The organism is Vreelandella sp. DA03-1M (genome assembly GCF_055725665.1).
In genome coordinates, this window is the sequence record NZ_CM146798.1 from 429,615 (window position 1) to 454,715 (window position 25,101).

23 protein-coding genes, 1 tRNA gene and 2 pseudogenes are annotated in these 25,101 nt (G+C 51.7%); 7 read left to right on the forward strand and 19 right to left on the reverse strand.

Annotation, left to right across the window (positions count from 1 at the left end):
* Positions 1-42: 42 nt before the first annotated feature.
* The 4 genes from ACXUPB_RS02015 to ACXUPB_RS02030 all read right to left on the reverse strand — a co-directional run bounded on the left by ACXUPB_RS02015 (position 43) and on the right by ACXUPB_RS02030 (position 3,539).
* Entirely contained in the window at positions 43-1,179 is a 1,137-nt protein-coding gene (locus ACXUPB_RS02015) for an MBL fold metallo-hydrolase (RefSeq protein ID WP_217908939.1), read from the reverse strand.
* A 161-nt stretch (positions 1,180-1,340) separates the two neighbouring features.
* On the reverse strand, positions 1,341-2,147 hold the full coding sequence (locus ACXUPB_RS02020) for a LysR substrate-binding domain-containing protein (protein WP_472955101.1): 807 nt from the start codon (positions 2,145-2,147) through the stop codon (positions 1,341-1,343).
* A 23-nt stretch (positions 2,148-2,170) separates the two neighbouring features.
* Positions 2,171-3,376, reverse strand: a complete 1,206-nt coding sequence (locus ACXUPB_RS02025) for an IS256 family transposase (RefSeq protein WP_035565815.1) — start codon at positions 3,374-3,376, stop codon at positions 2,171-2,173.
* Positions 3,327-3,539 carry a LysR family transcriptional regulator gene (locus tag ACXUPB_RS02030; protein WP_472955103.1) on the reverse strand — a complete coding sequence of 71 codons (213 nt, stop codon included), beginning with the start codon at positions 3,537-3,539 and terminating at the stop codon, positions 3,327-3,329. The genes ACXUPB_RS02025 and ACXUPB_RS02030 overlap by 50 nt, the downstream gene beginning before the upstream one ends.
* Positions 3,540-3,790: 251 nt before the next feature.
* On the opposite strand from ACXUPB_RS02030, the gene ACXUPB_RS02035 reads away from it, so the two are divergent.
* Together ACXUPB_RS02035 and ACXUPB_RS02040 are read left to right on the forward strand one after the other, a co-directional pair.
* Positions 3,791-5,218, forward strand: coding sequence for an MFS transporter (locus tag ACXUPB_RS02035; protein ID WP_472955105.1), 1,428 nt, complete (start codon positions 3,791-3,793; stop codon positions 5,216-5,218).
* A gap of 93 nt (positions 5,219-5,311) precedes the next feature.
* Positions 5,312-6,289 (forward strand): XdhC family protein, encoded by a 978-nt coding sequence (locus ACXUPB_RS02040; RefSeq protein WP_176302466.1) that lies wholly within the window; start codon positions 5,312-5,314, stop codon positions 6,287-6,289.
* Positions 6,290-6,297: 8 nt separating this feature from the next.
* Here ACXUPB_RS02040 and ACXUPB_RS02045 read toward each other — a convergent pair whose 3' ends face one another.
* The 9 genes and pseudogenes from ACXUPB_RS02045 to ACXUPB_RS02085 all read right to left on the reverse strand — a co-directional run bounded on the left by ACXUPB_RS02045 (position 6,298) and on the right by ACXUPB_RS02085 (position 16,426).
* Entirely contained in the window at positions 6,298-6,996 is a 699-nt protein-coding gene (locus tag ACXUPB_RS02045; protein WP_176302467.1) for a DUF4405 domain-containing protein, read from the reverse strand.
* 15 nt (positions 6,997-7,011) lie between these two features.
* Positions 7,012-7,485, reverse strand: coding sequence for a cytochrome P460 family protein (locus ACXUPB_RS02050; protein ID WP_176302468.1), 474 nt, complete (start codon positions 7,483-7,485; stop codon positions 7,012-7,014).
* A 163-nt stretch (positions 7,486-7,648) separates the two neighbouring features.
* A complete protein-coding gene (locus ACXUPB_RS02055; protein WP_472955109.1) occupies positions 7,649-8,710 on the reverse strand; it encodes an alpha/beta hydrolase in 1,062 nt (353 codons plus the stop codon).
* A 240-nt stretch (positions 8,711-8,950) separates the two neighbouring features.
* On the reverse strand, positions 8,951-10,036 hold the full coding sequence (locus ACXUPB_RS02060) for an alpha/beta hydrolase (RefSeq protein WP_472955111.1): 1,086 nt from the start codon (positions 10,034-10,036) through the stop codon (positions 8,951-8,953).
* Between the two features lie 107 nt (positions 10,037-10,143).
* The gene (locus tag ACXUPB_RS02065; protein ID WP_472955114.1) at positions 10,144-11,349 is read right to left on the reverse strand and encodes a (R)-mandelonitrile lyase; all 1,206 of its coding nucleotides are present in this window, start codon (positions 11,347-11,349) and stop codon (positions 10,144-10,146) included.
* A 100-nt stretch (positions 11,350-11,449) separates the two neighbouring features.
* On the reverse strand, positions 11,450-13,651 hold the full coding sequence (gene paoC, locus ACXUPB_RS02070; protein WP_472955116.1) for an aldehyde oxidoreductase molybdenum-binding subunit PaoC: 2,202 nt from the start codon (positions 13,649-13,651) through the stop codon (positions 11,450-11,452).
* A gap of 3 nt (positions 13,652-13,654) precedes the next feature.
* Complete coding sequence (locus ACXUPB_RS02075; RefSeq protein ID WP_472955118.1) at positions 13,655-14,605, reverse strand: FAD binding domain-containing protein; 951 nt, start codon at positions 14,603-14,605, stop codon at positions 13,655-13,657.
* Positions 14,602-15,144 (reverse strand): annotated as a pseudogene (gene paoA, locus ACXUPB_RS02080) (aldehyde dehydrogenase iron-sulfur subunit PaoA); the annotation flags it as partial. The pseudogene paoA and the gene ACXUPB_RS02075, both read right to left, overlap by 4 nt.
* Positions 15,145-15,376: 232 nt before the next feature.
* The gene (locus ACXUPB_RS02085; protein WP_472952743.1) at positions 15,377-16,426 is read right to left on the reverse strand and encodes an IS110 family RNA-guided transposase; all 1,050 of its coding nucleotides are present in this window, start codon (positions 16,424-16,426) and stop codon (positions 15,377-15,379) included.
* 789 nt (positions 16,427-17,215) lie between these two features.
* On the opposite strand from ACXUPB_RS02085, the gene ACXUPB_RS02090 reads away from it, so the two are divergent.
* The 3 genes and pseudogenes from ACXUPB_RS02090 (at position 17,216) to ACXUPB_RS02100 (ending at position 19,300) form a co-directional block, all read left to right on the forward strand.
* A complete protein-coding gene (locus ACXUPB_RS02090) occupies positions 17,216-17,620 on the forward strand; it encodes a (R)-mandelonitrile lyase (RefSeq protein ID WP_472955120.1) in 405 nt (134 codons plus the stop codon).
* A 48-nt stretch (positions 17,621-17,668) separates the two neighbouring features.
* The gene (locus ACXUPB_RS02095; protein ID WP_472955123.1) at positions 17,669-18,406 is read left to right on the forward strand and encodes an SDR family oxidoreductase; all 738 of its coding nucleotides are present in this window, start codon (positions 17,669-17,671) and stop codon (positions 18,404-18,406) included.
* Positions 18,407-18,462: 56 nt separating this feature from the next.
* A pseudogene (locus ACXUPB_RS02100) lies at positions 18,463-19,300 on the forward strand (aldo/keto reductase).
* Between the two features lie 371 nt (positions 19,301-19,671).
* On the opposite strand, the gene ACXUPB_RS02105 reads toward ACXUPB_RS02100, so the two are convergent.
* The 4 genes from ACXUPB_RS02105 to ACXUPB_RS02120 all read right to left on the reverse strand — a co-directional run bounded on the left by ACXUPB_RS02105 (position 19,672) and on the right by ACXUPB_RS02120 (position 22,960).
* Complete coding sequence (locus ACXUPB_RS02105) at positions 19,672-20,616, reverse strand: IS5 family transposase (protein ID WP_101147219.1); 945 nt, start codon at positions 20,614-20,616, stop codon at positions 19,672-19,674.
* Positions 20,617-20,630: 14 nt separating this feature from the next.
* Positions 20,631-20,765 carry a BPSL0761 family protein gene (locus ACXUPB_RS02110; protein WP_472955126.1) on the reverse strand — a complete coding sequence of 45 codons (135 nt, stop codon included), beginning with the start codon at positions 20,763-20,765 and terminating at the stop codon, positions 20,631-20,633.
* A 76-nt stretch (positions 20,766-20,841) separates the two neighbouring features.
* Positions 20,842-21,795, reverse strand: coding sequence for a TraI domain-containing protein (locus tag ACXUPB_RS02115; protein WP_176302478.1), 954 nt, complete (start codon positions 21,793-21,795; stop codon positions 20,842-20,844).
* The gene (locus ACXUPB_RS02120) at positions 21,782-22,960 is read right to left on the reverse strand and encodes a tyrosine-type recombinase/integrase (protein ID WP_472955128.1); all 1,179 of its coding nucleotides are present in this window, start codon (positions 22,958-22,960) and stop codon (positions 21,782-21,784) included. Before ACXUPB_RS02120 ends, ACXUPB_RS02115 begins: the two co-directional genes overlap by 14 nt.
* Positions 22,961-23,051: 91 nt before the next feature.
* Here ACXUPB_RS02120 and ACXUPB_RS02125 point away from each other — a divergent pair, with 91 nt between their 5' ends.
* Complete coding sequence (locus tag ACXUPB_RS02125) at positions 23,052-24,044, forward strand: IS30 family transposase (RefSeq protein WP_472954230.1); 993 nt, start codon at positions 23,052-23,054, stop codon at positions 24,042-24,044.
* A gap of 54 nt (positions 24,045-24,098) precedes the next feature.
* Here ACXUPB_RS02125 and ACXUPB_RS02130 read toward each other — a convergent pair whose 3' ends face one another.
* Positions 24,099-24,338 (reverse strand): hypothetical protein, encoded by a 240-nt coding sequence (locus ACXUPB_RS02130; RefSeq protein ID WP_022520247.1) that lies wholly within the window; start codon positions 24,336-24,338, stop codon positions 24,099-24,101.
* Between the two features lie 104 nt (positions 24,339-24,442).
* Between ACXUPB_RS02130 and ACXUPB_RS02135 the strand changes: the two genes are divergently transcribed.
* Positions 24,443-24,715: a helix-turn-helix domain-containing protein gene (locus ACXUPB_RS02135; protein WP_217908772.1), complete on the forward strand. Its 273-nt coding sequence runs from the start codon at positions 24,443-24,445 to the stop codon at positions 24,713-24,715.
* Positions 24,716-24,907: 192 nt separating this feature from the next.
* Here the strand turns inward: ACXUPB_RS02135 and ACXUPB_RS02140 are convergent.
* Positions 24,908-24,984 (reverse strand) — tRNA-Met (locus tag ACXUPB_RS02140).
* Positions 24,985-25,101 lie beyond the last annotated feature (117 nt).

The following is a 25,101-nucleotide window of genomic DNA, read 5'->3' on the forward strand; positions in this document are numbered from 1 at the left end:
GGGTATTATCCATTAAATAGACGGTTTAATAGCCAATTATTCTTAGTCATCTGAAGTGTCGTCGATATCCCACCACTGGGTGAAATCAAGCTCTGACAAAGAATCTAGCTCAATAACTTCACCAATACGTGGAGTTAACAGCCCGAATGGTTCATCTTGGTCAAGACCTGCCAACTGGTTAAATGGGTCGTCCCAATCGTGAAAGGCGAGCGAAAACCTTCCTACATGAGCCGGTATAACCCCCGTCGCCCTTAGGTCGCGGCCCGCTTGAGCGGCATCTTCAGGCATCATGTGCGTAAAACGCCATTGTTCATCGTATTGGCCTGCATCTAGCATGGCTACATCTACTGCGCCTAACGCATTGGCTATAGCTTGAAAGTGGCTTCCATAGCCGCTATCACCACTGAAATACAGTTGCCTTTGTGGTGATTGAATGCCAAAAGATACCCAAAGCGTCTGATTACGTTGAAACAGGCGGCCTGAATAATGACGTGCGGGAAGTACATGGATAACTAGTTCGTCATCCAGGCTTATTTGAGTGTTCCAATCGGTTTCAATAATCTGATCATTATCAAATCCCCAGCTTCGAAAGTGTGAACCCACACCCAGCCCTACGATAACGTTATCGATTTGATCCTGTAACGCCATCACCGTGGGATAATCCAAATGATCCCAGTGATCATGGGAAATTAAGACATAATCGATATCAGGGATATCTTCTACGGTATAGATGCTCGTCCCTTCAAATGCTTGGATGTTGAAGGGGATAGGTGAGGCATTTTGACTAAGGACTGGGTCGATTAAAATACGTTGCCCCGCCACTTGTACATAAAATGAGGAGTGCCCTAACCAAACAATGATGTCTTCGCTTTGTTCTATTTCATGTAAGTTTGTCTTTACTGTAGGTAACGCCTGTGAGGGTGCTCTTCCGCTATCTCCAGTAAAGAAAAAGTCTAACCAGCCGCGATCGGAGTCTGATTCCATTGTGATCTCAGGGATTGGCTCTAGGTTATGAAAAATCCCGTCTGAATAATTTGGAGATTGTTGAAAAAGCGCTAAGCTCTCTTGATCGGGCGGCGCACCAAATTTTGGAGATTGAAGGTAAGCATACCCAGCTACGCCAATTGATAAAACCAGAAGTAATAGAACACCTAGAATTTTTTTCCAACTAAATTTCAACTACATACCCCTTCAAGTGAGTAGCGATTTTAGACCGATACGCGATTGATTTTTAAAAATATGTATCAGATAGCATCACCATAATGCCATGCCGTAATAAGCATTAGAGGTATAAATTGGGATGTGGCTATGAATTTAACTCATCAATAGTATTGCCGCGCCTATGAAGATGAGCGTAATGCCTCCAATAGCAGTGAAAAAGCGGGCGATGGTTGACGTCGATTTGGATAATAGAGATGAAATCCAGGGAAGTAAGGGCACCAATCATCTAACACTTGAATTAGCTGCCCAGATTTAATGTATTCCTCCACCATATCTTCTGGGACGAAACCTAACCCTACGCCCGCTAACGTGGCATTTATTTGTTGTTGAGTATTGTTGACGATAAGTTGTCCCTCTGTCGATACGTTCATTGCATGGCCTTTCTTCTCAAATTCCCACATATATAAACCACCGTGGGTTGGAAACCGGAAATTAATACAATTATGTTCAGTCAACTCATGGGGGTCTTTTGGCTGTGAATAATGCTCAAAATAATCTGGTGCTGCTACAACAACCATCCGCATATTAGGGCCTATACAAGTAGCTATCATATCTTTCGCGACGCGTTCGCCAAGCCGGACACCTGCATCAAACCGTTCAGAGACAATATCCGTTAATCCATTATCTACATTGATCTCAACTTGAATATCTGGGTACTCCTTTAAAAACGGTTGTAGCTTAGGTATTAAAATATAATCGGCAGCGTGGCTGCTACTTGAAAGCCTGATAGTACCTGCTGGCTTGTCACGTAGTTCGTTGAGGGCGGTTAGCTCTGACTGAATGTCTTCAAAGCAAGGACCTATGGTGCGAATTAACCGTTCACCTGCGTTGGTAGGTGAGACGCTTCTTGTGGTACGCATTAACAAGCGGATGCCCAACCTTTCTTCTAAACCGCGCATGGCATGACTAAGAGCGAGGGTGTTCAAAACTCTGTGTCAGCCAACCAGCCTTATAGGCTGATGTGATGTTCCAAGCGCCCTGGGAAGTGGATGGCCATCTGTGACAGCGTCAAGTTCCAGTTCTGCACGGGGTGCGTCCAGCGCTCAGAGGCCTTGAGTATACCGGCATAGAGCAGCTTGAGTAAGCTGTTCTCATTGGCGAAGCCGCCCTTGGTCTTGGTGAGCTTGCGGAACTGGCGGTGTACGGCTTCCACCGCGTTGGTGGTGTAAATCGCCTTGCGCACGTAATCGGGGTATTTGAAGTAGGCTGAGAGCGTGGGCCACTTGTCCCGCCAGGACTTGATAACCATGGGATATTTATCACCCCACTTGGCTTCCAGGTCATCAAGCGCAAGTTCGGCGGCATTGAGCGTGGCAGCCTTGTAGACGGCTTTCAGGTCGGCCATAAAGGCCTTCTGGTTTTTCGAGGCAATGTACTTCATCGAGTTCCGGATCTGGTGAATGATACAGTGCTGGATCTCGGTGTCGGGGTAAATCGACTCAATGGCTTCGGGGAAGCCCTTCAGTCCATCGATACAGGCAATCAGGATGTCTTTGACGCCCCGGTTGTAGAGGTCCGTGAGTACACTGAGCCAGTGGTGAGCACCTTCCTGGTCCGAGAGGTAGAGGCCGAGCAGTTCTTTCTTGCCCTCGATGTTCAGGCCAAGGAGCGTGTAGATCGCTTTGCTGACGTAGCGACCATTCTCTTTGATTTTGTAGTGAATGGCGTCGAGCCAGACAATGGGGTAAATAGCTTCCAGGTCACGCTCACGCCAGGCTTGCAGCTCCGGTAGCAGTTTGTCGGTGACGGCGTTGATGGTGCCGTTGGAGAGCGAAACACCATACAGCTCGGCGATGTGCGTACGGATGTCCTGATAGCTGTTACCGAGTGCGAACAGGGCAATGATTTTACGTTCCAGTTCGTCAGTAAGGTGGGTCTGGTGCTTCTTGACGATCTGGGGCTCGAAGGAGCCGGTCCGGTCTCTCGGTGCGTCCAGCTCAAAGCTGCCAGTCGGCCCCTTCATGGTCTTGCGACTGGAACCGTTCTTGCGGTTGGCTGTGTCCTCCGAGGCTAGATGGGCCTCCAGCTCACCTTGCATGGCGGCTTCGGTGAGTTGCTTGATCAACGGGGTCAGGATACCGTCTTTGCCGGTGAGGTCTTTGCCCTCACGCAGAGCTTGAAGTGCGGCATCCATATCGAACATAGGTTTGGTCATAAGTCATCTCTTTTCGGTTCAGTCTAAAGAAATGACACAGAATTCTGAACACTACCCTAAGAGCCGATTGTGATACACCTAGCTCTGCAGCGGCCCGCGTGAAGCTGCCCTTTTTGGCGACCATGAGAAATGCGTGTAAATCATTGAAATTATCGCGCGACATTGATGAATTTCCTTCATTAGCTCATCCATATTTTGCTATCTAATCATAAAAATTGCCTTTTGCTAAAGTCTTATCACTACTTTTTGCACCGCTACTAGCTGTTACGGAGCTGATGGGTAGGCCATAGCACAACGCTCCAGCATGCGCTGTATCGCCATCGCTGCCTCACCCTATTCAGGACACCTGAATATTATGAGCCATGCCCGCTAATTGCAGGTTAAGAATAGATGCCTTGGTTTAAGGAGTGAATAATGTCGTCAAGTGAGTCGGCTGACAGCCGCTTAATTAATGGTCACCCCAGCGCAGTGCTGGGTGTAGTGTTAATCAGTTATTTAATGATTGTTCTCGATATCTCCATTGTCGTAACGGGACTGCCTGAGATGCGCGATGATCTCGGCTTTACTTCAGTGGGACTGTCGTGGGTACAAAATATCTACACGCTTTTTTTTGGTGGTTTTTTATTATTAGCCGCGCGCGCAGGCGATCTGTTGGGCCGTAAGAGAATGTTGCTAGTAGGCCTATGGATATTTACCTTGTCATCGCTTGCGATAGGTTTGGCACAAACACCGTACTGGCTGATTATCGCGCGGGGGATACAAGGCATAGGGGCGGCTATTTTAGCGCCTTCAGTATTAGCGCTTATCTCAACGACCTTTCCAGAAGGGCCTGAGCGGACGAGGGCATTGGCGTATTATTCGATGGTAGCGGGGGGCGGTGCTAGCTTGGGGCTGGTACTAGGGGGTGTATTTGCTGATCAGCTCTCTTGGCGAGTGGGGTTTTTTATGAATGTTCCCATTGGCTTGGCTCTGATTACCATGGCAATGCGCGTATTGAGCGAGACCTCACGACAAAAAGGGGCTTTTGACGTGGTAGGCGCAGTCAGCTCTACCCTCGGTATGGGGGCATTGGTTTATGCCATTGTTCACTCCACTGAGGTGGGCTGGTTGGCAATGAGCACCTTGGGAGTGTTAGCCATCTCGATTGGGTTGCTTGCACTTTTTATTGTTACTGAACAGCGCGTAGCTCAGCCAATGCTACCCTTAAGGCTCTTCGCCAGTCGTGAAAGGGTCGGTGCCTATTTAGGGCGTCTACTGTTTCTTGGGGCGATGGTAAGTTTTTTCTTTTTTTCCACTCAGTTTATGCAGCTCGTGTTGGGCTTCTCGCCATTGCAAGCGGGTATTGGCTTCTTACCTATGACCATACCCACCTTTGTCGCTGCACTTTCGGTGCCTATATTGACACGCCGTTTTGGCAACGGTGGCGTGTTATGCCTTTCTTTAGTGCTACTCACTGTGGGTATGTTTTGGCTTTCGCTAGCCGATGAGAATGCCAGTTATTGGTCTGGAATAGCGTTGCCCATGTTATTGATTGGACTCGGAAACGGCTCAGCATTGGGCCCGCTGACCGTCGCCGGTGTTAGCCAAGTCCACTCTGACGATCAAGGTGCAGCTTCAGGCATGGTCAACGTGGCCCACCAAATGGGTGGAACACTGGGGCTTGGTATCTTGATCGCTTTTTTTGCCCATGCCAGCAATGCACCTTTAACGGGAATCACTCTGCTCAGCCATCAAATCTCAGTGGCTGTTTTGGGAGGCAGCATTATGGTGTGCCTAGCCCTATTGGTGGCGCTATTCATGATCGTGCCAGCATCAAACGCAGCAACGAGAGCATTTAGTTAATCAGCAGTTTAACTAAATGACGTTTAACACGATGGCTTCTAGGTTTTGATGCATTGGCTGCCTTCCCTTTTAGCCAGTTGATGCGAGGTGAAAATGCAGCATCTTGATCTAAAGGTTATCGAGCAGGCACTTGCTTGGGCACGTGACGGTGCCACCGTGTGGCTATGCACGGTGATGGCAACCTATGGCTCCTCCCCACGTCCACCGGGCGCTTTATTCGTTGTCAGTAGCGAGGGGCAGTATGTTGGGTCGCTGTCAGGTGGGTGTGTTGAGGAGGACTTTCTTGAACGGCTGGCCGCGGGTGAGTTTGACACACCAATGACCGCTCTTCGCTATGGTGAGGGCGGTGCTGAAGGCGCAGGCGTTGTCCTTCCTTGTGGGGGTATTCTCGATGTTCTTATTGAGCGACTGCCACCTGAGCAAGATGCTTTAGCTCACCTTGAAGTATTCCGTGACACCTTGCTAGGCCAAAAAGCATTGGCGCGGTGTATTGAACTTAACAGCAATGCGAGAAGCTTCGTTGTTGATGATGGCATTGGGCCGCGAGTGACCTGGGACGCGAATACCAATGTGGCGCACATCCGTTTAACACCAGCTACCCGTTTAATTATTGCGGGAATATCGCCTGTCTCCGAGGCCTGTGCTCAATTCGCGCTTGGGTTAGGGTATGAGGTGATTATCTGCGACCCGCGTGAGGAGGTGCTAGCTGGTTTTGATGTGCCAGGTGTGGAAGTGCGTGCCCAGCTTCCTTCTGTATTCATTGCATCGGGCGGTTGTCATGCCGCTACCGCTATCGTCGCGCTGACGCATGATCCTCGCATTGATGATCTAGCCATGATTGAAGCCGTGCGCACTCCTGCTTTTTATATCGGAGTCATGGGGTCACAACGAACTTCTCACGCTAGGGCAGAGCGGCTTCGTCGTTCAGGTGGGCTCAACGAAGCTGAAATAGCAAGTCTGCATATGCCCATAGGCCTGTCGTTAGGTAGCAAAACACCTGCCGAAATAGCCCTTGCTGTGATGGCTGATGTATTACGCGTTCAGCGGGGTAAAACGCGTAATAGCCTCTGAATGTGTCTCTAAAAATGGGGGATTGACCTACCTGCCTTGCGTTTGCGCCACTGCAACCCTTGTGACGAGTAATAGGACAAGAGCATGAAGAGTCCGGCGATCGCTATGCAGTGAATGAAAAAGCCTGCCACTGATTCTTCGAAGTTCCACCAGACGAGTGTCATTTGCATGGATAACTTACTCCCAAGCCCCAGTTCAAAAGAACTCCACACACCATGTGCCGCAATCATTATAGCTATTAATCGAAGTACGACAGTTCGCGTACGGCTATCGCGTTGAAGGCCCAAAGCGTTACGAGCGAGTCCCATGAGTAATGGCCAGCGTAACCCGAGATGGATAGCCACGATGACGAGTGCCCAATAAGCTGCCATCGTGTGTATTTGCATCACTGTAAAGCCGCCATAAGCTGACATGACACTAGATAAAGCATTAGAGATCAGTATGCTAGTGACGATCAGTACCAACATCACAACCATCAGTATGAACGTTACAACGGTGTTGAAAAGCTCACGTGATGCACGCCGTGCCTTAGGGGTCGTGCGATACCAACGCCGATTAAAAAAGTTGTGAATAATAAGGAGAAGAAACAGTGCAGTCCCAGCTACTTCATGGGCAAGATTACCAAGCCACCAATAAGAAAAGCCAAACAGCAGCAGACCTGCCGCAGTGAGGTCAAATATCAGCCTCATCAAAAAAATTGAACTCACGTGGTGCTCCTAACATTACTCGACAGGTGAACCATCAAATCGGGGTATCCGATAGCCAGTAAACAGGTAATCACTCGACGCCTGTCGACGGTGGCAAGATTGGCAGCGGGCTGTATTTTCATCGGTATTAATTGATCTATCTGGCCAAAACCATTGAAACTGCCAGTCGTCGGTTCTACGTGACGTATCGTAGTCATCACCAAAGCCTTCGCCTTTCTCCATGATAAAGTAGCGATAGAGTTCGCCATCTCGATGGTCAACGAGCACAAAATGCGTTCCGTAGGGTATGGAACGTCCTTCCTCTACGGCTTCCATGGCTTCGGGGGTGGTCATGATATGTTCCATCACATTGCCACGCCTTACGGTTGTGTAGTGCACCAACTCATCAAGATCAGGAAACTGGACACGGTTTTCCTCGGCCTGCAGTTGCCCGCTGGGTAAATAGAGAATTGAAGCAAACAAGGCAAAATAGGGGGCATACTTCTTCATTTCAGTACTCAATAAGGGATGAAGTCAGGAAGTTAATGTTCGCCTACACTTGGGTATCACTGGTTCCTATAAGCCGGTTTCGATGTGATGACTGCAACACCTTCATTGGCCATATGAGCGAGTCGGGCCACAGATAGCAGCCCGACCGTGATGCAATTCTCTATTACAATGTTCGGGCATAGAATTCAGTCAGTTCATCGACGGCGCTATCGACATATTCGGGAACCCAGTAGGTTTCGATATGTGTCGCACCATCAACTAGGAACAATTCCTTATTCTCTGTGCCGGTGGCCATGCTGAATGCATCCTCGGTCATGTAGAGGGTTTCGGCCTCGCTACCGGCGATCATTAAGAGCGGCTGGTCGATCAATTCGATCTGGTCAGTAGCGTCCCAGCGCATCAAATCTAGCAAACTGCTCTGAGTGTATCGGGCAGTCGAGTTCGGATGTGCATGGGTTCTACCGTAATAGATAGCCCCCTGGCTATAGAGCTCAAAGGGAAGCTCTGCAATCTGTTCGTCAGTCAGTTCAGTGAAACCTTCAGCTGCATACAGCACTTCTCCGCCAGCCGCTTGCTGGTCGCGAGCTTCCGAAGCCTCCTGCAGTCGCTCTTGGATCGTGTCCATTTGCGAATCCACATAGCCATTGCGACGAACGCGGCCCGAGTTGAACATACTGAGCGTTGCAACTGACTGGAAGCGTTTATCCGTTTTGGCGGCTGCCAATGAATATCCACCACCGCCACAGATGCCGAGTAAGGCTAAGCTTTGCTCATTGGCGCCCGGATATTGAGTGATGAAATCCGCCATGCCATGGATGTCTTCAATGCGGTTTGTGGGCGTGTCCACATTGCGCGGCTCGCCACCACTCTCACCCTGATAGGCCGCGTCCGCGGCAATGGTGATGTAGCCCTGTTCCGCTAGGCGTTGTGCATACAAACCTGCCACTTGTTCTTTTATCCCGCCATTCGGGTGTGCCACTACTACCGTTGGATAGCTCTGCTCTGGATCATAACCCGCAGGGGTGTAGACGTTAGCTGCAATATCTACCCCATCGAGTTCATAGCTGACCGGGTGAATATTGACCTCGCCATTTACGTTTTCAGTAATTGCGCCTTCATAAGTCAAGGTAAATGGATTGTTTTGGTAATCCGCTGCCCAAGCTCCACTCACTGAAATGCTGGTCATTGCCGCCATAACGGCAGCCTTTAATACAGTGTGTTTCATATAGTGCTCCTGAAAGATTAAACAAACGGTACCTAAAGCACGCTAATAGTGATGAGCGTGCTTTTAACAGCAGCGTAAGGGAGTTGACTGATGAGGTTAAGCCCGATATCCAGCATGAACCGATGAGATAAATTCATTAATTTTTGAGCAGCCTTGCTGGCGATTGCAGGCTGTAGCGGGGTTAGGACATCCATGTCCTATTGCAATGTTGATGCTGATTATGAAAGTCGGGAGAAAGCGTTAATCCAATCCTTTCTCTGCCAGAAAGTCCGACACCTGATCGGCAATTTCGATGTTGTTTAAGTCCGAGAAGGGAAAGTGGGTGTTACCCTCAATGCCAATCTCAGGCAGGTGAACCAACGTGACATCGCCGCCATGTTCGTTGACGGCATCTCTCCATTCACGCGCCATTTCGAGTCTTACCCGCCAAGCGTCTTGGGTGGGAATATCGGTGGGCTCTGCAGGAATATTGTCGCCATAAAAGATGATAATGGGGAGCTCGGTTAGTTTTTCGAAATCTTCCATTGGAATCGCTACCCCTTCCAGCGTATCGAAGGAGCTTTCTTTAGGCGCAGGTACCTCGCCTTCTGGGAAGACGAAGTTACTGCCTGGCTCAAAGGCAACGATGGCTTCGATATCATCATTCTTGATGGCTGCAGACCACCCCATGCCACCACTGTGAGAGTGTGTAAACAGGATGCCTTGGCCAATCTCGTCAAACAGGGCAGAGACAGCATCGGACATTATGTCGATATCGACTGGGCCAGTATCTGGTGTCATAGAGCGGAAGTACTGATCGAGCGTCTCCTCATCGGTCGGGAACTGTACGCCTTCGAAATAATCTGGCCAGACGCCCACTCGAAACTGCCCAAACCAAAACTGCTCATCAGGGGTGGGTTCGATTTCGGTACCGACCGTGCTGCGACCAGCATTACCACGACGCGGTTGGTCAATGACATAAACTGGGTATTGGCGACGAAGAAAGATGTTTTGGAAGCCTTCACGCCCATCCGGGGTGGACTCCCACGTCTTGGAGAATTGCCCAAAGCCGTGCCACATAACGATAGGCAGTTGCCGAGCTTCGTCTGGAATCTGGTAAAACGTATAAAGGTGGTCTCCTCGAAAGGTTTGACCATCAGGCTGAGTAGGGTTCAGCGGGTCAAACTCTCCTGGCTCCGTGGTTATGGAGCCACCCACGGAGAAGCTACCTTGCTCCTGGATCACCAGCGGTTCTTGAGTATCAGGTTCGGCCGCGAGGCTAAACGGTGAACTCAAAGCACTGACAATAAATGCAGCAGACAATGGCGTTGTCCATCTAGATTTCATACAAGCTGACTCCTTAACGTTGTTAACTTTATAACTCCCCCAGCGCTTGATGGAGGAGCTTTTGATGGGATTATTCGAGCTACGACTGAGTAAATCCGACCACCTGTTTAAGCGTTGCATTTACTCTCAGCGCTCTCTCCTTGTGCATACTCTTCATCAGTGACGAGTTCCATCCACGTTACAGAGCTGCCATCCTGCGCTTCTGATATAGCAAGGTGAGTCATGGCGTCAGATGCGGAAGCACCATGCCAGTGAGGTGTATTCGGTGGTATGACAACGATGTCGCCGGGCTTAACCTCTTGGACAGTTTCGCCTTCACTCTGCACCCAGCCGCATCCTTCGGTGATATAAAGCGTTTGACCGAGAGGGTGGGTGTGCCAAGCCGTGCGAGCGCTCGCCTCGAAGCTCACTACGCCTCCCCCGAGGCGGGCGGGTTGGGGGGCAGAAAAGCGTTGGCTAACCTCAGCTACTCCCGTGAAATTATCCTCACCGCCTGTCGTGGTTTCTGCATTCGTGCTGGGCACAACCGTAATGTTGGCTGACGTCTCGGCTGTCTCACGCGCCGACAAGACTTTTTCAAGCACTGGGACTGCGGATACCGCGTTTGGCCATCCTGAATAGTAGGCTAGGTGGTGAATTGCTTCCTTCGCCTCAGCTGGTGTTAGCCCATTATCCAGTGCTCGATTGAGGTAGGCGGGGAGTTGTTCGGCCTTACCGGTAGCGGCTAGTGACGCGATAGTCACCAAGCTGCGGTCTCGGGTGCTCAGCGTAGGTCGACGCCATAAATCGTCAAACAGTACCTCATTGGTCGCGTCCGCGAGTTGAGGCACTGTCGCAGTGATGCCTTCGGACATTTCACGCTGACGCTCGGTTTCGGCCTCCGAGTTAAGTTCTAGCGGTGTGCCATCGGCCTCTACTGGCATCTCAACGCCTTGATCCTGAAAGACCTCGTGCATCTCGTAGACAGCGGCGATGGCATAGGGCCAGCCAGCATAGAAAGCCAGATGGGTGGCGATCTCACCGATCTCGGCAGGCGTGAGGCCGTTTTCCAGGCCGATGCGGGTATGACTACCTACCGGCCCGGTCTGCCCCATGGAAATCAGCGCGGACAGCACGACAAGGCTACGATCACGGGGGGCGAGGGCCTCGCCGGGCCAGACGCGCCCGAACAAGACCTCATCTGTGTATTGGCCTAGGCCAGGCGCTACTTCGTAGACCTCGTCCGGCGCGATGCGACTGGAATCGGACTCTTGCGCCTCGGCGTGAGAAAGCGCCGCGAAGGAAAATAGGAGGGGGAAAGCAAACTTCATCATACTGCGACATCCTTTGCATTAAGGGTTTTTATATCAACGAATATATCGCTGTTTAGAGCTGCGCCCGGAAGTGGCTAGGCTTCCGGGATTACTAGGCGTTTCAGGCGATTTGTGGTAGACGGTCTAGGAATTTATCAAGTGTGATGGGGTAGTCGCGGACTCGCGCGCCGGTAGCGTTATAGATGGCGTTAGCGACTGCTGCGCTGACCCCGCAAATACCGAGTTCGCCGACACCTTTGGCCTTTAACGGCGTCGAATAGGGGTCCTCGCCTTCAAGGAAGATAACCTCCTGCTTTGGGATGTCGGCATGAACCGGTACTTCGTAACCAGCTAGGTCATGGTTAACGAAAAAGCCATGTCGGGTATCGACAGCCAGCTCTTCCATTAGGGCTGCGCCAACACCCATGGTCATCGCCCCTATCACCTGGCTACGAGCTGTCATGGGATTAAGAATGCGTCCAGCATCACAGACTGCTAGCATTCGGCGGACGCGAATTTCACCCGTCGAAGCGTGAACGGCCACTTCGACAAAGTGCGCGCCAAACGTGGCTAGTTGATACTCTTCACTTCGAAAATCACCGAACTCAATACTGTCTTCAGCCGTAATGGCGCCTGAAGAGGCGAGCTCACTGAGCGCTGTTTGCTGATCGTTATAGCGAACATAACCTTCTGAAAATTCAAGTGCCTCAGGATCAACAGCTAAACGCTCTGCAATTTTTTTGCGTAACGCTAAACAGGCCGCATAGACCCCCGCCGTAGAACTTGCCGCTCCCCACTGACCGCCTGAACCAGCAGAAACAGGATGTCGAGAATCTCCTAAATCAACGCTAACCACATCAAGCGAAACGCCCATCATCTCTGCCGCCGTCTGGGCGATAATGGTGTACGACCCGGTACCAATGTCCGTCATGTCCGTTTCTACACGGATAGAACCGTCGGGCCTTACACTGACCCGCGCCCCTGAGGTTTCTGCAGGGGCATCGCGATAGGCGCCTGCCACACCATGCCCAATTAACCACGCCCCTTCACGTCGCGAGCCTGGGGCTTTGTTGCGAGATGCCCAATTGAAGACTTCGGCGCCGCGCTGTAAGCACTCAATAAAGTGACGCTCCGAAAACTGACGTTCAGGATGACTAGGGTCGACCTGCGTATCGTTAATAATCCGAAACTCGACAGGGTCCATCCCTAGCTTCTCAGCCATTTCATCCATCGCAATTTCTAGCGCCATCAGGCCTGCTGTTTCGCCGGGTGCGCGCATCGCATTGCTTTCTGGAAGATGAATTTCCAGCGCTCGATTAATGAGAAGCCGGTTTTCACCTGCATAAAAACGGCGAGTGGCCCTGGCGCCGTTTTCGCCGCCACCACCGGGAAGCGTGTTGGTGGCGTTATCGTGCCCGATCGCGGTGATTTTTCCCTCTTGGGAGGCTCCAATGCGTATTCTCTGGATCGTCAAACCGCGATGGGTCGTGTTATTTGCGGACATTGGCCTAGGGAGCGCGAGCTTAACCGCGCGCCCGACCTTTCTAGCAGCAAGCGCAGCCATCACCGCATCGGCGCGTAAAAATAGCTTCACCCCGAAACCACCGCCTATGTAAGGCGAATCGAGACGAAAGTTTTCGGCGGGCAAATCAAACGTGGTAGCGAGTGCTTGACGGCTCCACTCAATCATCTGATTCGATTTCCAGAGGGTCAGATGATCTCCATCCCATTGGGCAATGGTCGCGTGTGGCTCCATCTGGGCATGGCATTGCCCTGGGGTGGTATAGGTGGCATCAAGTGTCACCTCAGCTGACGCATAGGCGCTTTCGAAGTCGCCAATATTGTCAATGGGTTCTACGTCATCACTTAACCGCTCTTGCCGTACGGCAGCCAGGTCGTAGGTGGCACCTCGGTCTTCCTCATACTCGACGCGAATCAAGGCGGCTGCGGCGCGGGCTTCTTCGAAACTGTTAGCAACCACCACGGCAATTGCCTGGTGATAATGCTGAATCTCGCGTCCACCGAAGAGATACGCCACATTCCAGTCGACCTTGGGAAGGCGCTCCATTTCCAAGGTGGTGACAATGCCCACAACCCCCGGTGAGGCTTGCGCTTCATCAATATCCATCGAGACAATACGGCCTTTGGCGATGGCAGAGCCGAGTGGGTAGCCGACAAGCTGATCTTTCGCCACACCATGACGCTCGTAGGCGTAGGGCGCCATGCCGGTGGTTTTTAGAGGTCCGTCGATTCGGCGTAATGGTTGTCCGAGCACCTTCATACGATCGGAGACGTTTTGTTCAGCGGGACTGTCGAAACGCATGGCTTATCCCCTGGCTTCGGCGAGCACGGCGGCAAGCGTACGCTCAGCCAGTGTCACCTTAAATTCGTTATCTTCAGTGGGTGTCGCACCCTCCAAAAGACGTGATATGACGGCTCGGGCACCGTTTGGCATTGCGGCCTCGGCGGCCTCATTTCGCCACGGTTTGGGGGCCACGCCACCCAGTGCGATGCGACCTGAGCCATCCGGCTGAATCACAGCGGCAACCGATACTAGAGCGAAGGCGTAGGATGCACGATCACGTACCTTGTGGTAGAAGTGCTGCCCGCCAAGTGGCCTGGGAAGGACAACGGCGGTGATGAATTCGTCTGGTGCGAGTACTGTCTCGATATGCGGGGTGTCGCCAGGAAGAAGGTGAAAGTCAGCGAGGGGAATGGCGCGAGTGTCGCCCTCGGCATTCACTGTCTCCACCACTGCATCGAGCACACGCATGGCGATTGCCATGTCACTTGGGTGAGTGGCGATACAGGCTTCGCTGCCGCCGATAACCGCGAGTTGACGGCTGTAGCCTCCTTGCGCGGCGCAACCCGACCCTGGCTCGCGCTTGTTGCAAGACATGTTGGTGTCGTAGAAATAGGGACAGCGTGTGCGCTGTAGCAGGTTACCACCCGTCGTTGCCTTGTTGCGTAGCTGGCCCGATGCCCCCGCGACGAGCGCACGACTCAGGACACCATAGTCGCGGCGCACGCGTTGGTCGGTGGCAAGATCAGTGTTGCGTACTAGCGCGCCAATGCGCAGGCCTCCCTCTGCCGTCGCTTCGATAGTATCGAGTCCTAGTCCGTTCACATCGATGAGATGCGAGGGCGCCTCGATTTCCAGCTTCATCAGATCAAGAAGGTTTGTCCCGCCAGCGATGAACTGGGCTCCTTCATGCGCGGCCGCTGCTGCGGCTGCTTCTTGGGGCGATCCTGCTCGTTCGTAGCTAAATGCTCTCATGCCTTACCCTCCGCGACGTTCTCTATGGCATCAAGAATGTTCGCGTAGGCGCCGCAGCGGCAGAGGTTACCGCTCATACGTTCGCGTATCTCAGCGGACGTGATTTGTATCTTTCCGGTGATATCTTCAGTCACATGGCTTGGGATGCCAGCCCGGATTTCTTCGAGTGTTGCCTTCGCCGAGCAGATTTGACCAGGGGTGCAGTAACCACACTGATAGCCGTCATGTTCAATAAAGGCGACCTGCATCGGGTCAAGACCCTCTGGTGTGCCAAGCCCCTCAATCGTTGTGATTTCATCACCCTCATGCATTACCGCAAGGGACAAACACGAGTTAATACGCCGACCATTGACCATAACGGTGCAGGCTCCGCATTGGCCATGGTCGCAGCCTTTTTTCGTGCCGCTTAGTTGCAGGCTTTCGCGCAGTGCATCAAGAAGGGTGAGGCGATTATCGGCAGTTAACTTCCGGGCCTCGCCATTCACAGTGAAACCGACCTCTGTCATTGCCGTATAGGGACTCCTCCCCGGTTGCAAGCTCCGATGATGAACAACATAAGCCGATGCGTGCGTATAGTCGGTCTCTTAATGGGGACGCTATCCCCTGACCCTGATGAACGTCGCGCACCTTCTCTCCTCAACGAGGCGTAGGCTTTTTCAGCCATCGCAATGAGCAGGTTTTGAGAAGGTCGGTCTGACCTGTTTTTCATCGATCGTTGCCCGGCAACAAGGTAGCCGCCTGTCGGCGCTTAGCCGCTGATGATGTTACCGCTTAGCTCACCATCAGCGCGGAACCGTCGTTAAACTCTCTACAATAGGACTGTCCGCTGTGCAGAACCGCCCAGGCGGTTCGCACTGTCTTGTTCGCTAACGCGACAGCCGCTTTGTTCTTGCCAACGCGAGCGACCAGGGATCGTAGCCAACGACTTTTAGCATCCTGTTTGTCACCCACGGTGTTGATGACCGAGTGTGCGCCACGTATCAGGGCGGCTTTCAGCGAGATTTGCCCCGTTCGGCCAATGCCCTTGATCTTCGCGATGCCACCACTGCTGTGTTGTGTCGGCGTTAACCCCAGATAGGCTGACGCTTGGCGACCTTTCTTGAACGCGTCGCCGTTACCGAGGGCGCTATAGAGCTGGGTGGCGACCACCGGCCCCACTCCCTCAATCGCCAACAGTTGGCGACAAGGCATCACCGCACGGCTCATCTGCTCCACGCGCTTATCCAGTGACTGAATGCGCTCGTTGAGTCGATCCAGCTCCGCCATTTGCTCGGCAATCAAGTCACGCATCAGCATCGAAAGCTCGTTATCGGCATCTTCCAGGGCGAGCCAGACACGTTGCTTTAACGCTTTCTGTCCCCGACCGCTGATCACTCCATATTCCTGCAATAACCCATGAACCTGATTGATCAACTGGGTGCGTTGATGAATATACCTTTCCCGAATGCGGTGCAGGCTCTGAATATCCTGTTGCTCGACGCTTTTGAGCGGTACAAAGCGCATATCAGGGCGCAACCCGGCCTCTACAATGGCGAGCGCGTCATTGGCATCTGTCTTATGCCCCTTGCGAAAGGGCGTTACAAACTGGGGCGATATGAGGGCAACGGTATGGCCGAGGGCCTGCAGCTGTCGCGCCCAATAATGCGATCCACCGCACGCCTCCATGAACACCCGACAGGCCGGTTGGCGGCGCATAAAATCCAAGACCTGATGCCGTTTAAGCTCTTTGTTGACCTGAACACGCGGGCGGCGAGTGTCGACAACACACACTTGGAAAACACGCTTTGCCAGATCAATACCTATTGTCTTATGCTTGTTCATGGCTCTTCCCCTCCGCATTGATGTGGTTCAACTATCAATGTAGCTCGCTGAAGCTTCGAGAGGGGAGGAGTCCCTTTCATTGAGGCTGGAATAGTGGTTACTGAAGAAGCTTGCCCCGTATTTTTTCCCTGGGCGAAGGAAAATTTAGGCAAGGCAAGAGAGGCTGTGGTCGTGGCGCTCCCGATCAACAGGTTGCGCCTGGTGATTTCGAAGTCGCTTAGCTTTGACATGGGGCATCCCTATCGCTAGCAAGTCGGCATGAAAGTCGATCCAAATGACATGGTGTCTTTGGGAAATGAGTCCATAACGTTCATTTGTCTTCAGCTACCAACTTAGCTAAACCAAATCCATTCAACTATCGCTAAAATCCGGATGAGCTTATGTGCTCAATTCATTAATCAGATGATGGCTTTGGGTGTCTATGCGGCTAGGCTAGTTGGATATCCCTTGAAAGCTTCGCTACGAGTTCAATCAGTTAACGGTGATAAAGCCATTAGAGCGTATGCCCAGTAGCAGTAGGGTAGCCGAATAGCTCAAGCCGTTATGAAGAACACATTTTTAATACAGCTTGTAAGGCGCGTCATAAGCGTCACCCTTGATGGGTCAAATGCGCGAGAAGGAGGGGTAGGTTGGTTTTTGGATTAATGAATTCTAGACATAAGACCAAGTCATTATAAGCCTCTAATCATATCCAGGTGAGTGTCCTAAACTGTGAGACACGCTACTCCCTCTTGACCTCGCTGTCTGTTCCAGGCTCGTCAAAACACTCCAATGACCAAAGGTATTCTCATGGATATCCAGCGCAACGCCTCCAAGTCATCTGCCCAAGGCCCCGAAGAATATTTCACTGGGGCAGTGCGTATTGATTCGCCTTTCCAAGCCCCTGAACCAGCTAAAACCGGCGGAGCTATCGTCACTTTCGAACCTGGAGCCCGAACGGCTTGGCATACCCATCCACTAGGGCAAACATTGATTATTACGGCCGGGCTGGGTTGGGCTCAGCGGGAAGGTGAGCCAAAACAAGAACTCTGCCCAGGCGACGTAGTGTGGTTTGGACCAGACGAGAAGCATTGGCATGGCGCCACGGATAGCAACGCTATGACGCATATCGCGATTGCTGAATCGGAGAATGGTTCGCCCGTCACTTGGATGGAAAAAGTCGCGGAAGAGGATTATCTCAGCAGCGTTTCTTAAGCAAAGAACAGCAAGAGTCATTACTTTATTTAGAAAGGAGAACTCACAATGGAAGGTATCAAGGATAAAGTCGTTGTCATCACAGGGGCTAGCAGTGGCCTTGGCGAAGCGACCGCACGCCGATTGGTGAATGGGGGCGCAAAGGTAGTGCTCGGCGCGCGTCGTATGGAGCGTTTACAGTCGCTGGCCCAGGAGCTCGGCCTGGATGAGCGGGCGGTGGTTAAGACCGATGTCACCCAGCGGGATCAGGTGGAAGCGCTGGTAGAGCGCGCCATCCAGCTGCATGGTCGTATCGATGTCATGCTCAATAATGCCGGTGTGATGCCGCATTCGCCTTTAGAGCGCCTGAAGGTCGAAGAGTGGGATCAAATGATCGACGTCAATATCAAGGGTGTGCTGTATGGCATCGCGGCAGCAATGCCGCCTATGACCGCCCAAAAGAGTGGGCAGATCATCAACGTTTCATCGGTCGCTGGCCATAAGGTTGGCCCTGGCAGTGCTGTTTACGCGGCCACTAAGCATGCCGTTCGTGTCATTTCCGAAGGACTGCGCCAAGAGGTCAAACCTTACAATATTCGTTCGACGATTATCTCGCCTGGCGCTGTCGATACAGAACTACCGAATAGTATCTCGGAAAATGACGTGTCCGAGGCGATCCATGATTTCTATGAACAGTATGCGATACCCGCCGACTCGTTCGCGCGCTCAGTGGAATTCGCCATGAGCCAGCCCGAGGACGTGGATATCAACGAGATTCTGTTCCGGCCAACCAGCCAAGTGCTATAAACAAGATAGGAAATGCTATGACCATACCCCTTCTTACCTTGAACAATGGTGTTGAGATGCCTGCTTTCGGACTGGGCGTTTATCGCTCTAGTCCTGAGGAAACCACTGGTGCGGTATTGTCTGCGTTTGAGGCGGGCTATCGTCATGTCGATACTGCCGCCGCTTACATGAATGAACAGCAGGTGGGTGAAGCGTTCCGATCAAGCGGTCTCGCTCGCTCAGACGTGTTCATCGAGTCCAAACTCTGGCTCTCAGATTATAATGCATGGGTTTGAACGTTCGCTACGCAAGCTGGACATGGAACACATCGATCTCTATCTGTTACATCAGCCAGCCCCGACAGAATTCGAACGAACCTTGGGGGCATGGAAGGCGCTCTGTGAGGTTGTCAAAAGTGGCCGTGCTCGTGCAGTTGGCGTGTCGAACTTCAACGAAGAAGAGCTTAAGCGCATCATTGATGAGACCGGCGTGGTTCCTGCGGTAAACCAAGTGGAGCTGCATCCGTTTTTTACTCAGAAGAAGCTGAGTCAATTTCATCAGGAGCAGGGCATTCTGACTCAGGCGTGGTCGCCCATTGGCGGCGTTAATCGTTACTTCACTGAAGACCCTAAGCCGGAAGACGACCCGCTGACGCATCCCACAATCATACGGATTGCAGAAGGGCATGGTAAGTCATCGGCGCAGGTGATACTGCGCTGGCATATCGAATGGGGCCATTCAGTGATCCCCAAGTCGGTTCACACTGAACGGATAAGGGAGAATTTCGATATCTTCGATTTTTCGCTTTCCACCGAAGAGGTCGCTTTGATCGACGCACTTGATACTGGGCGCCGTGGCGGGCCAGACCCCAAATCGCTCAGTACTAAAACGGTAAATTTTTCTATACCAGAGTGATGCCGTCGTTTAGATAGAAGATAAGAACCGAGCTTTGCTCGGTTCGACGTCACCCCCTGATTGAGTAGCGCTACACTTTAGAGTCTCTCAATCGCAGAGCTGAAAATAGGCTGGAATATAGTCCCATCAGTAAGGTGCTCTTCCAGTTGGCCAGCGTCTAGCATCTCTATCTGTGACGGGTAATGCCTTAATAGCTGCTTTGCTTGCCTGCGGGTGGTTTCTGGAAAGTTAGGGAAGGTCTGAATAACTGCCGATATTCATCACCGCTCACTTGAGCCGAGAAAAAATCGAAAATTCAGACATTCTTCTCCCGTTCTTTGTGTATTTTTGCCCGTTTCCCGCTCATTGAGCGGAAAACGGGCGCAATCGCCCTATTCCCATAGGTATTTCTCACTGATCAGCAGGTTGCTGAACGCCGCCAGCAAGTGCAGGCGCTGAGTGTTTTTGGCCAGTCCACGATAGCGAGCCTTGCCATAACCAAAAACTTGTTTGATGTACCGAAAGGGGTGCTCCACCTTGGCACGGATACTGGCTTTGATTTTTTCGACTTTCTGTCGCCTGGCATCTAGCTGCTTGCGGGTGCCAGGCCGTTTGGCAATATACCAAGAGACATCGTTGCGGTGCTTGTGCTCGTCTCGTTTTTGAATACCAAGGTAACCGGCATCACCGAAGACGCGTTGCTCTTCACCGTGAAGGAGCTTATCGGCAGGCACAATGTCATGGACATTGGCAGCCGTGGTCTCAATGCTGTGAATCAACCCAAGCTTATCGTCGACACCTATGTGCATTTTCATGCCAAAGTGCCAAGAGCTACCTTTTTTAGTTTGGTGCATTTGCGGATCGCGCTCGCCTTTTTTGTTTTTGGTGGAACTAGGCGCAGAAATGATAGTGGCATCGACAATGCTCCCTTCGCGCAGCATCAGGCCATTTTTCTCCAGGTGGTTGTTCACTTCCTGGAACAGCACCTTGCCAAGGCCGTGGCGTTCCAGAAAATGGCGAAACTTGAGAATCGTGGTTTCGTCCGGCAATCGGTCCAGTTTCAAACCGGCGAATTGGCGCATGGACTCGATCTCGTAGAGGGCGTCTTCCATGGCCGGATCGCTCAGGTTGTAAAACAATTGCATGCAATGGACGCGGAGCATGGCAGACAGTTGATACGGAGGCCGCCCGCTCTCGCCCTTGGGGTAATAACGGGCTACCTTCTTCTCCAACTGCGTCCAGGGGATCAGCTTGTCCATCCGCTCCAGAAAGAGTTCGCGGCGGGTCTTTCGCTTCTTGTTCTGGTACTCGGCTTCTGAGAAGGTGATTTGATCCATGGCAGCACTGAATCCTATGCAGTTGACGATAGCCGTATTATCGCTGATGGCAGTGACTTTTTCAGAGCTTCCTTAGTGTTACGGCTTAGCTCGATCAGGAATTCTCGGGTCTGGATGACCGAACGTGTGCGTTCACTTGGCATGGTCATAAAAAAGTTCTCCAATAGCTTGGTAAAGCCGACGCACAAAAAGCTGACGGCTCCGGTCGAAAAGTATAAGTGTGCTTCAGTGTGATGCCGCTGCAGATAACTGAGGCTGCCAAAAAAGGTTTTGCCCGAGTCGGCCAAATCCCTTGTTAGTTTGACGGCGAAAAGCTCGCTGTTGGTTATCGGCCATCGCGCTTTGCCCATCCGCGTCACGAATATAACGGGCCAACGTCATTGCTGCGGGTTGTCCGTAACGAGCGCTTGGCGAAGCACATGTCCACAAATGGCGAAGTGTCATCGCAATGTCGGGTTCATGTGCATCCAAGTATGTAAGCCCGTAGGCACAAGCCTCTAGCGTAAACACGTCATGGCTACAGAGCTTCCAGGCGGCATTTGGCTTGCCCTTGGAGTCATAAGTATATGTCTTACCAATATCGTGCAATAGTCCTCCCACGAAACAGGCTTCCTGCATGAGTCGAGGCATGGTCGGCTCGTTAAGGCGCAGCATAGCCACTGAGTGGTTGGCAACTTCCAGCGAGTGCTTTAGCAAACCACCTGGATACGCATGGTGATAATTGACGCTGGCCGGCGCATTCAAAAAAGCTTCAAGACGATCCTTCCGTTCCAGTACCCGTGTCAAAAACACTCGAAGGCAGTCTGATCGAAGCGACTGTACGGTCGCGACTAACTTGTCGAATACCTCTGGCATCGGGGAGTACACCCGTGGCAACGATTGCAGGGTATCCATAGAGGTCACTTCATCCCGGGACGCCCTGCGGAACTCATCGAGAATGAATTGGCCTGATAAACACTTCACGCCGGAGGCGGTAACAAAATCCAGATGGCCGATGCGCTCAGGTACTGTTGTTTTGCTCAAGTTGAGCATCGCGATTTGATCCCCCACGCAATCGCTTAGCCGCAGCCTTAAGAAAGGCGTTTTCGCGTTGTCGAACTCCACCACGCGCCCAGTAAGGCGATAAGTGCCCGTGAAGGTACGAGACAGGTGAGTAGGGGCGTTATCAAGCCGTTTCATGATGCTGCTCCTTCTGGGGCTTAGTGGGCGTGGTGTTGCCTAACAAACGCTCAAAGGCAGAGCCATCCATACGGGTGGCATTGGGGACGTAACGCGAATAAACCTTGAACAGCATTTCGGTGGAACTGTGACCCAGCATGCGCGCTACCCATTCTGGGTTTTCACCAGAAGCCAAAAAGAGTGTCGCGGCAGTATGGCGTGTTTGATAAGGACGGCGTTTGGTCAGCCCAAGAGACTTGAGCAAGGGATACCACACGCGCTTCGTCACATTATTGTGATCAAGTGGCTGCCCCAACTGATTGCAGAACACGTACTTACTCATATGCCCAGTGGCGGCGTACTGCGTTTTGAGAGCGTCGTGCACCTGCCCGAACATGGGTATTTCTCGTTGCGACCCATCGGTCTTGGTGTATTCCGTTTCACCATTTATCAATGTTTCGCGTACTAAGATTTCCCGCTTAGCAAAATCAATATTTTTCCACTTCAACCCATCGACCTCACCGGTGCGCATGCCGGTAAAGAAGCGCACCGTGTAATAGTTGCAATAGTCTGCGCGGACGTTATCGATGATGCGTTGCACCTCATGTAGCGAAAACGGCTCGATGTGCGTCTTCTGGAGCTTTAACGGCTTAATATTTTTGTACGGCGTCTCGAAATCGAACCGCTCGGCCGCTTCATCGAGCACCATACGCAAAATGGACATATGGCTGTTGATCGTTTTAGGCGATACCAATCCAGTGGCACCACGGCCCCTGCGCTTGGCTAGTTTGGTGCGGAACGCAAGGATGTCAGCCTTGGTGATATCTCCGACGTGTTTTTTCCCAAACGCTGGCTTCAACGAGCTATCCAAGATCGAACTCACATTGCGGACGTGGGAAGCACGCCACTGGATTTTGCTCTCGTCGAACCACTGATTAGAAAAATCATTAAAGAGCGGTGTGTCTAAATCGCTGACAACTTGAAGTTTAGCTGTATTGGTAGGCTGACAAGTCTTCAATTTCTGCAAGTTGCTGCTATTAGGAAAGAATTCTGCATAATTGAATTCGCCGAGCAGCATTTTTGCTTCCATGCGCTGTAAAAGCTGCTCCAACTGCTTACGATTTTTTGCGTTGTCGTCTAGAAGCGTTTGTTCACGAAAACGTTGCCCGTCATATCCTGGATTCATAGAATAAGCGCAGCACTTTGGATCACAAGGTAGAGGCAGGAGGGCCAGCGCCGGTACCCTCTCTGCCTTACCTACCAAAGTGAAGCAGAGCATGGGATACCGACAACTGACCCCAATCCAACGATACCAAATTTTTGCCTATCTTGAGACCGGCATCAGCCAGCGACAGATCGCCCAGGCCATTGGTGTCCACAGCAGCACCATTAGCCGCGAGATAAAACGTAACGGTCTGACCCGTGGTTATGCGCCTGAACAGGCCCAATTGGTAAGTGATCAGCGCCGACGCACCGCCTGGAAAGTGACTAAACGACTACCCAGCCTGGTTCGCTGGGTCACTGGCCAATTGATGGACGAATGGAGCCCTCAACAAATCAGTGGTTTTATGGCCAATGCCAACGGAGTCTGCGTAAGCCATCAGTGGATCTATGCGTTAATCTGGGACGACAAGAAGCACGGTGGAACCTTATGGAAACGGCTCCGGCTGCCACGCCAGCGGCGCTATCAGCGCCAATTGGCTAAGCGGGCGGGGTTAGGCAAAATCCCGCACCGAGTAGGCATCGAGCAGCGCCCTGCCAAGGTGGAAGAACGGCGCCATATCGGACATTGGGAAGGCGACACGGTGCTTAAGGGCCACAAAGAATCCGGGCTGGTGACCCTGGTCGAAAGACGCAGTGGCTACCTCTTGGCAGCGCGGCTGCCAACAATCACCGCCACTAGAACGGCACAGGCGATGACGCGGTTATTGGCACCACGCCGAGGGGCAGTGCACACCATCACTTTGGATAATGGGTCGGAATTCGCCGAGCATCGGAAGGTTGCCAAGTCCGTCTCGGCCAAGATCTATTTTTGCGACCCGTACCGCTCATGCCAGCGTGGTACTAATGAAAACACCAATGGTCTGATTAGGCAGTATTTTCCTAAAGGAACTGACTTCCGCAAAGTGACCAATGCCGAGCTACGAAGAGTCGTCAATAAGCTAAATGATAGACCAAGAAAGCGGCTGGGATACCGAACCCCAGCCCAGGTGTTCTTAGGTGAATACTCAGGAGCGCTAGAAACCGCAGGTGCTGCACTTATTAGTTGAATTCAGGACCTGAAGTCGATAAAAAGCTTTTTGCTCTCTTGGCGGACGCGAACCTTACCCATGGCATACGCCTCCGTTCGCCATTGGAATGGCGATTGCTTGCTCACGAGGGGTCGCTTTCAGCATTTCTTCCTGAATAGTTTCCCAGATATAAAGGATTTTCCGACGCCCAAAGGGGCGGATATAATGAGTGCCTTCAATGAGCACACTATCTTTGAGTTGCTGGCGGATAGTACGCGCATCGTACTTGATAAGTGATGCTAGCTCTTCTGTTGTCAAAAAAGTGCAGGCCATGAGACTATCTCCTTGATCAAGTGATCATTTGATAATATTTTTAATCGTTCGGTTATAAATATAAACGATCAAATGATTATTTCAACACCTTTTTGATAACTTTAATGATCATATTGGACAAAGAGATGATTCGGTATCACTTAAAAGAGCTGATTGCGGAGAAAGAATTTGAAGAACGGCGCAGGATTACGATAGGCGAGATAGCAAAAGAAACGGGTATTAATCGGATGACGTTGTCTAAGATCATCAACCATCCAGGGCATAGTACGGTGACGGATAACCTAGATAAGCTCTGCGACTACTTTGATTGTGAGATCGAGCAGCTGGTAACTCATATCAAGGAGGCTAAAGATAGATCTACGCCATTGTCCGACTAAGAACGTAGTATGGAAATTAATGGTGAGGTAGGAATTTGCCGTCAGGTGCCTGAAGGTCATGCAAATTTTTGATCTTCAGGGGCAATGAAAATATTGGGCACGGTGTGGGCACAATATGGGCACAGAGGAATTTGAAAAGGCGGGCAACAAAAAAGGCAGACCAGTAAATAACTGATCTGCCTTTCAAAATATTGGTAGCGGGGACCGGATTTGAACCGATGACCTTCGGGTTATGAGCCCGACGAGCTACCAGACTGCTCCACCCCGCATCAACGTGTGGCGCATTCTACAGAGATTTCGCATGAAGTCAATAGGGGTATTAACACGTTCGGCTTATGGCAGTAGCGAGCATCCTGCTGCAACATGAGAGAAGTGCAGCTATGCTT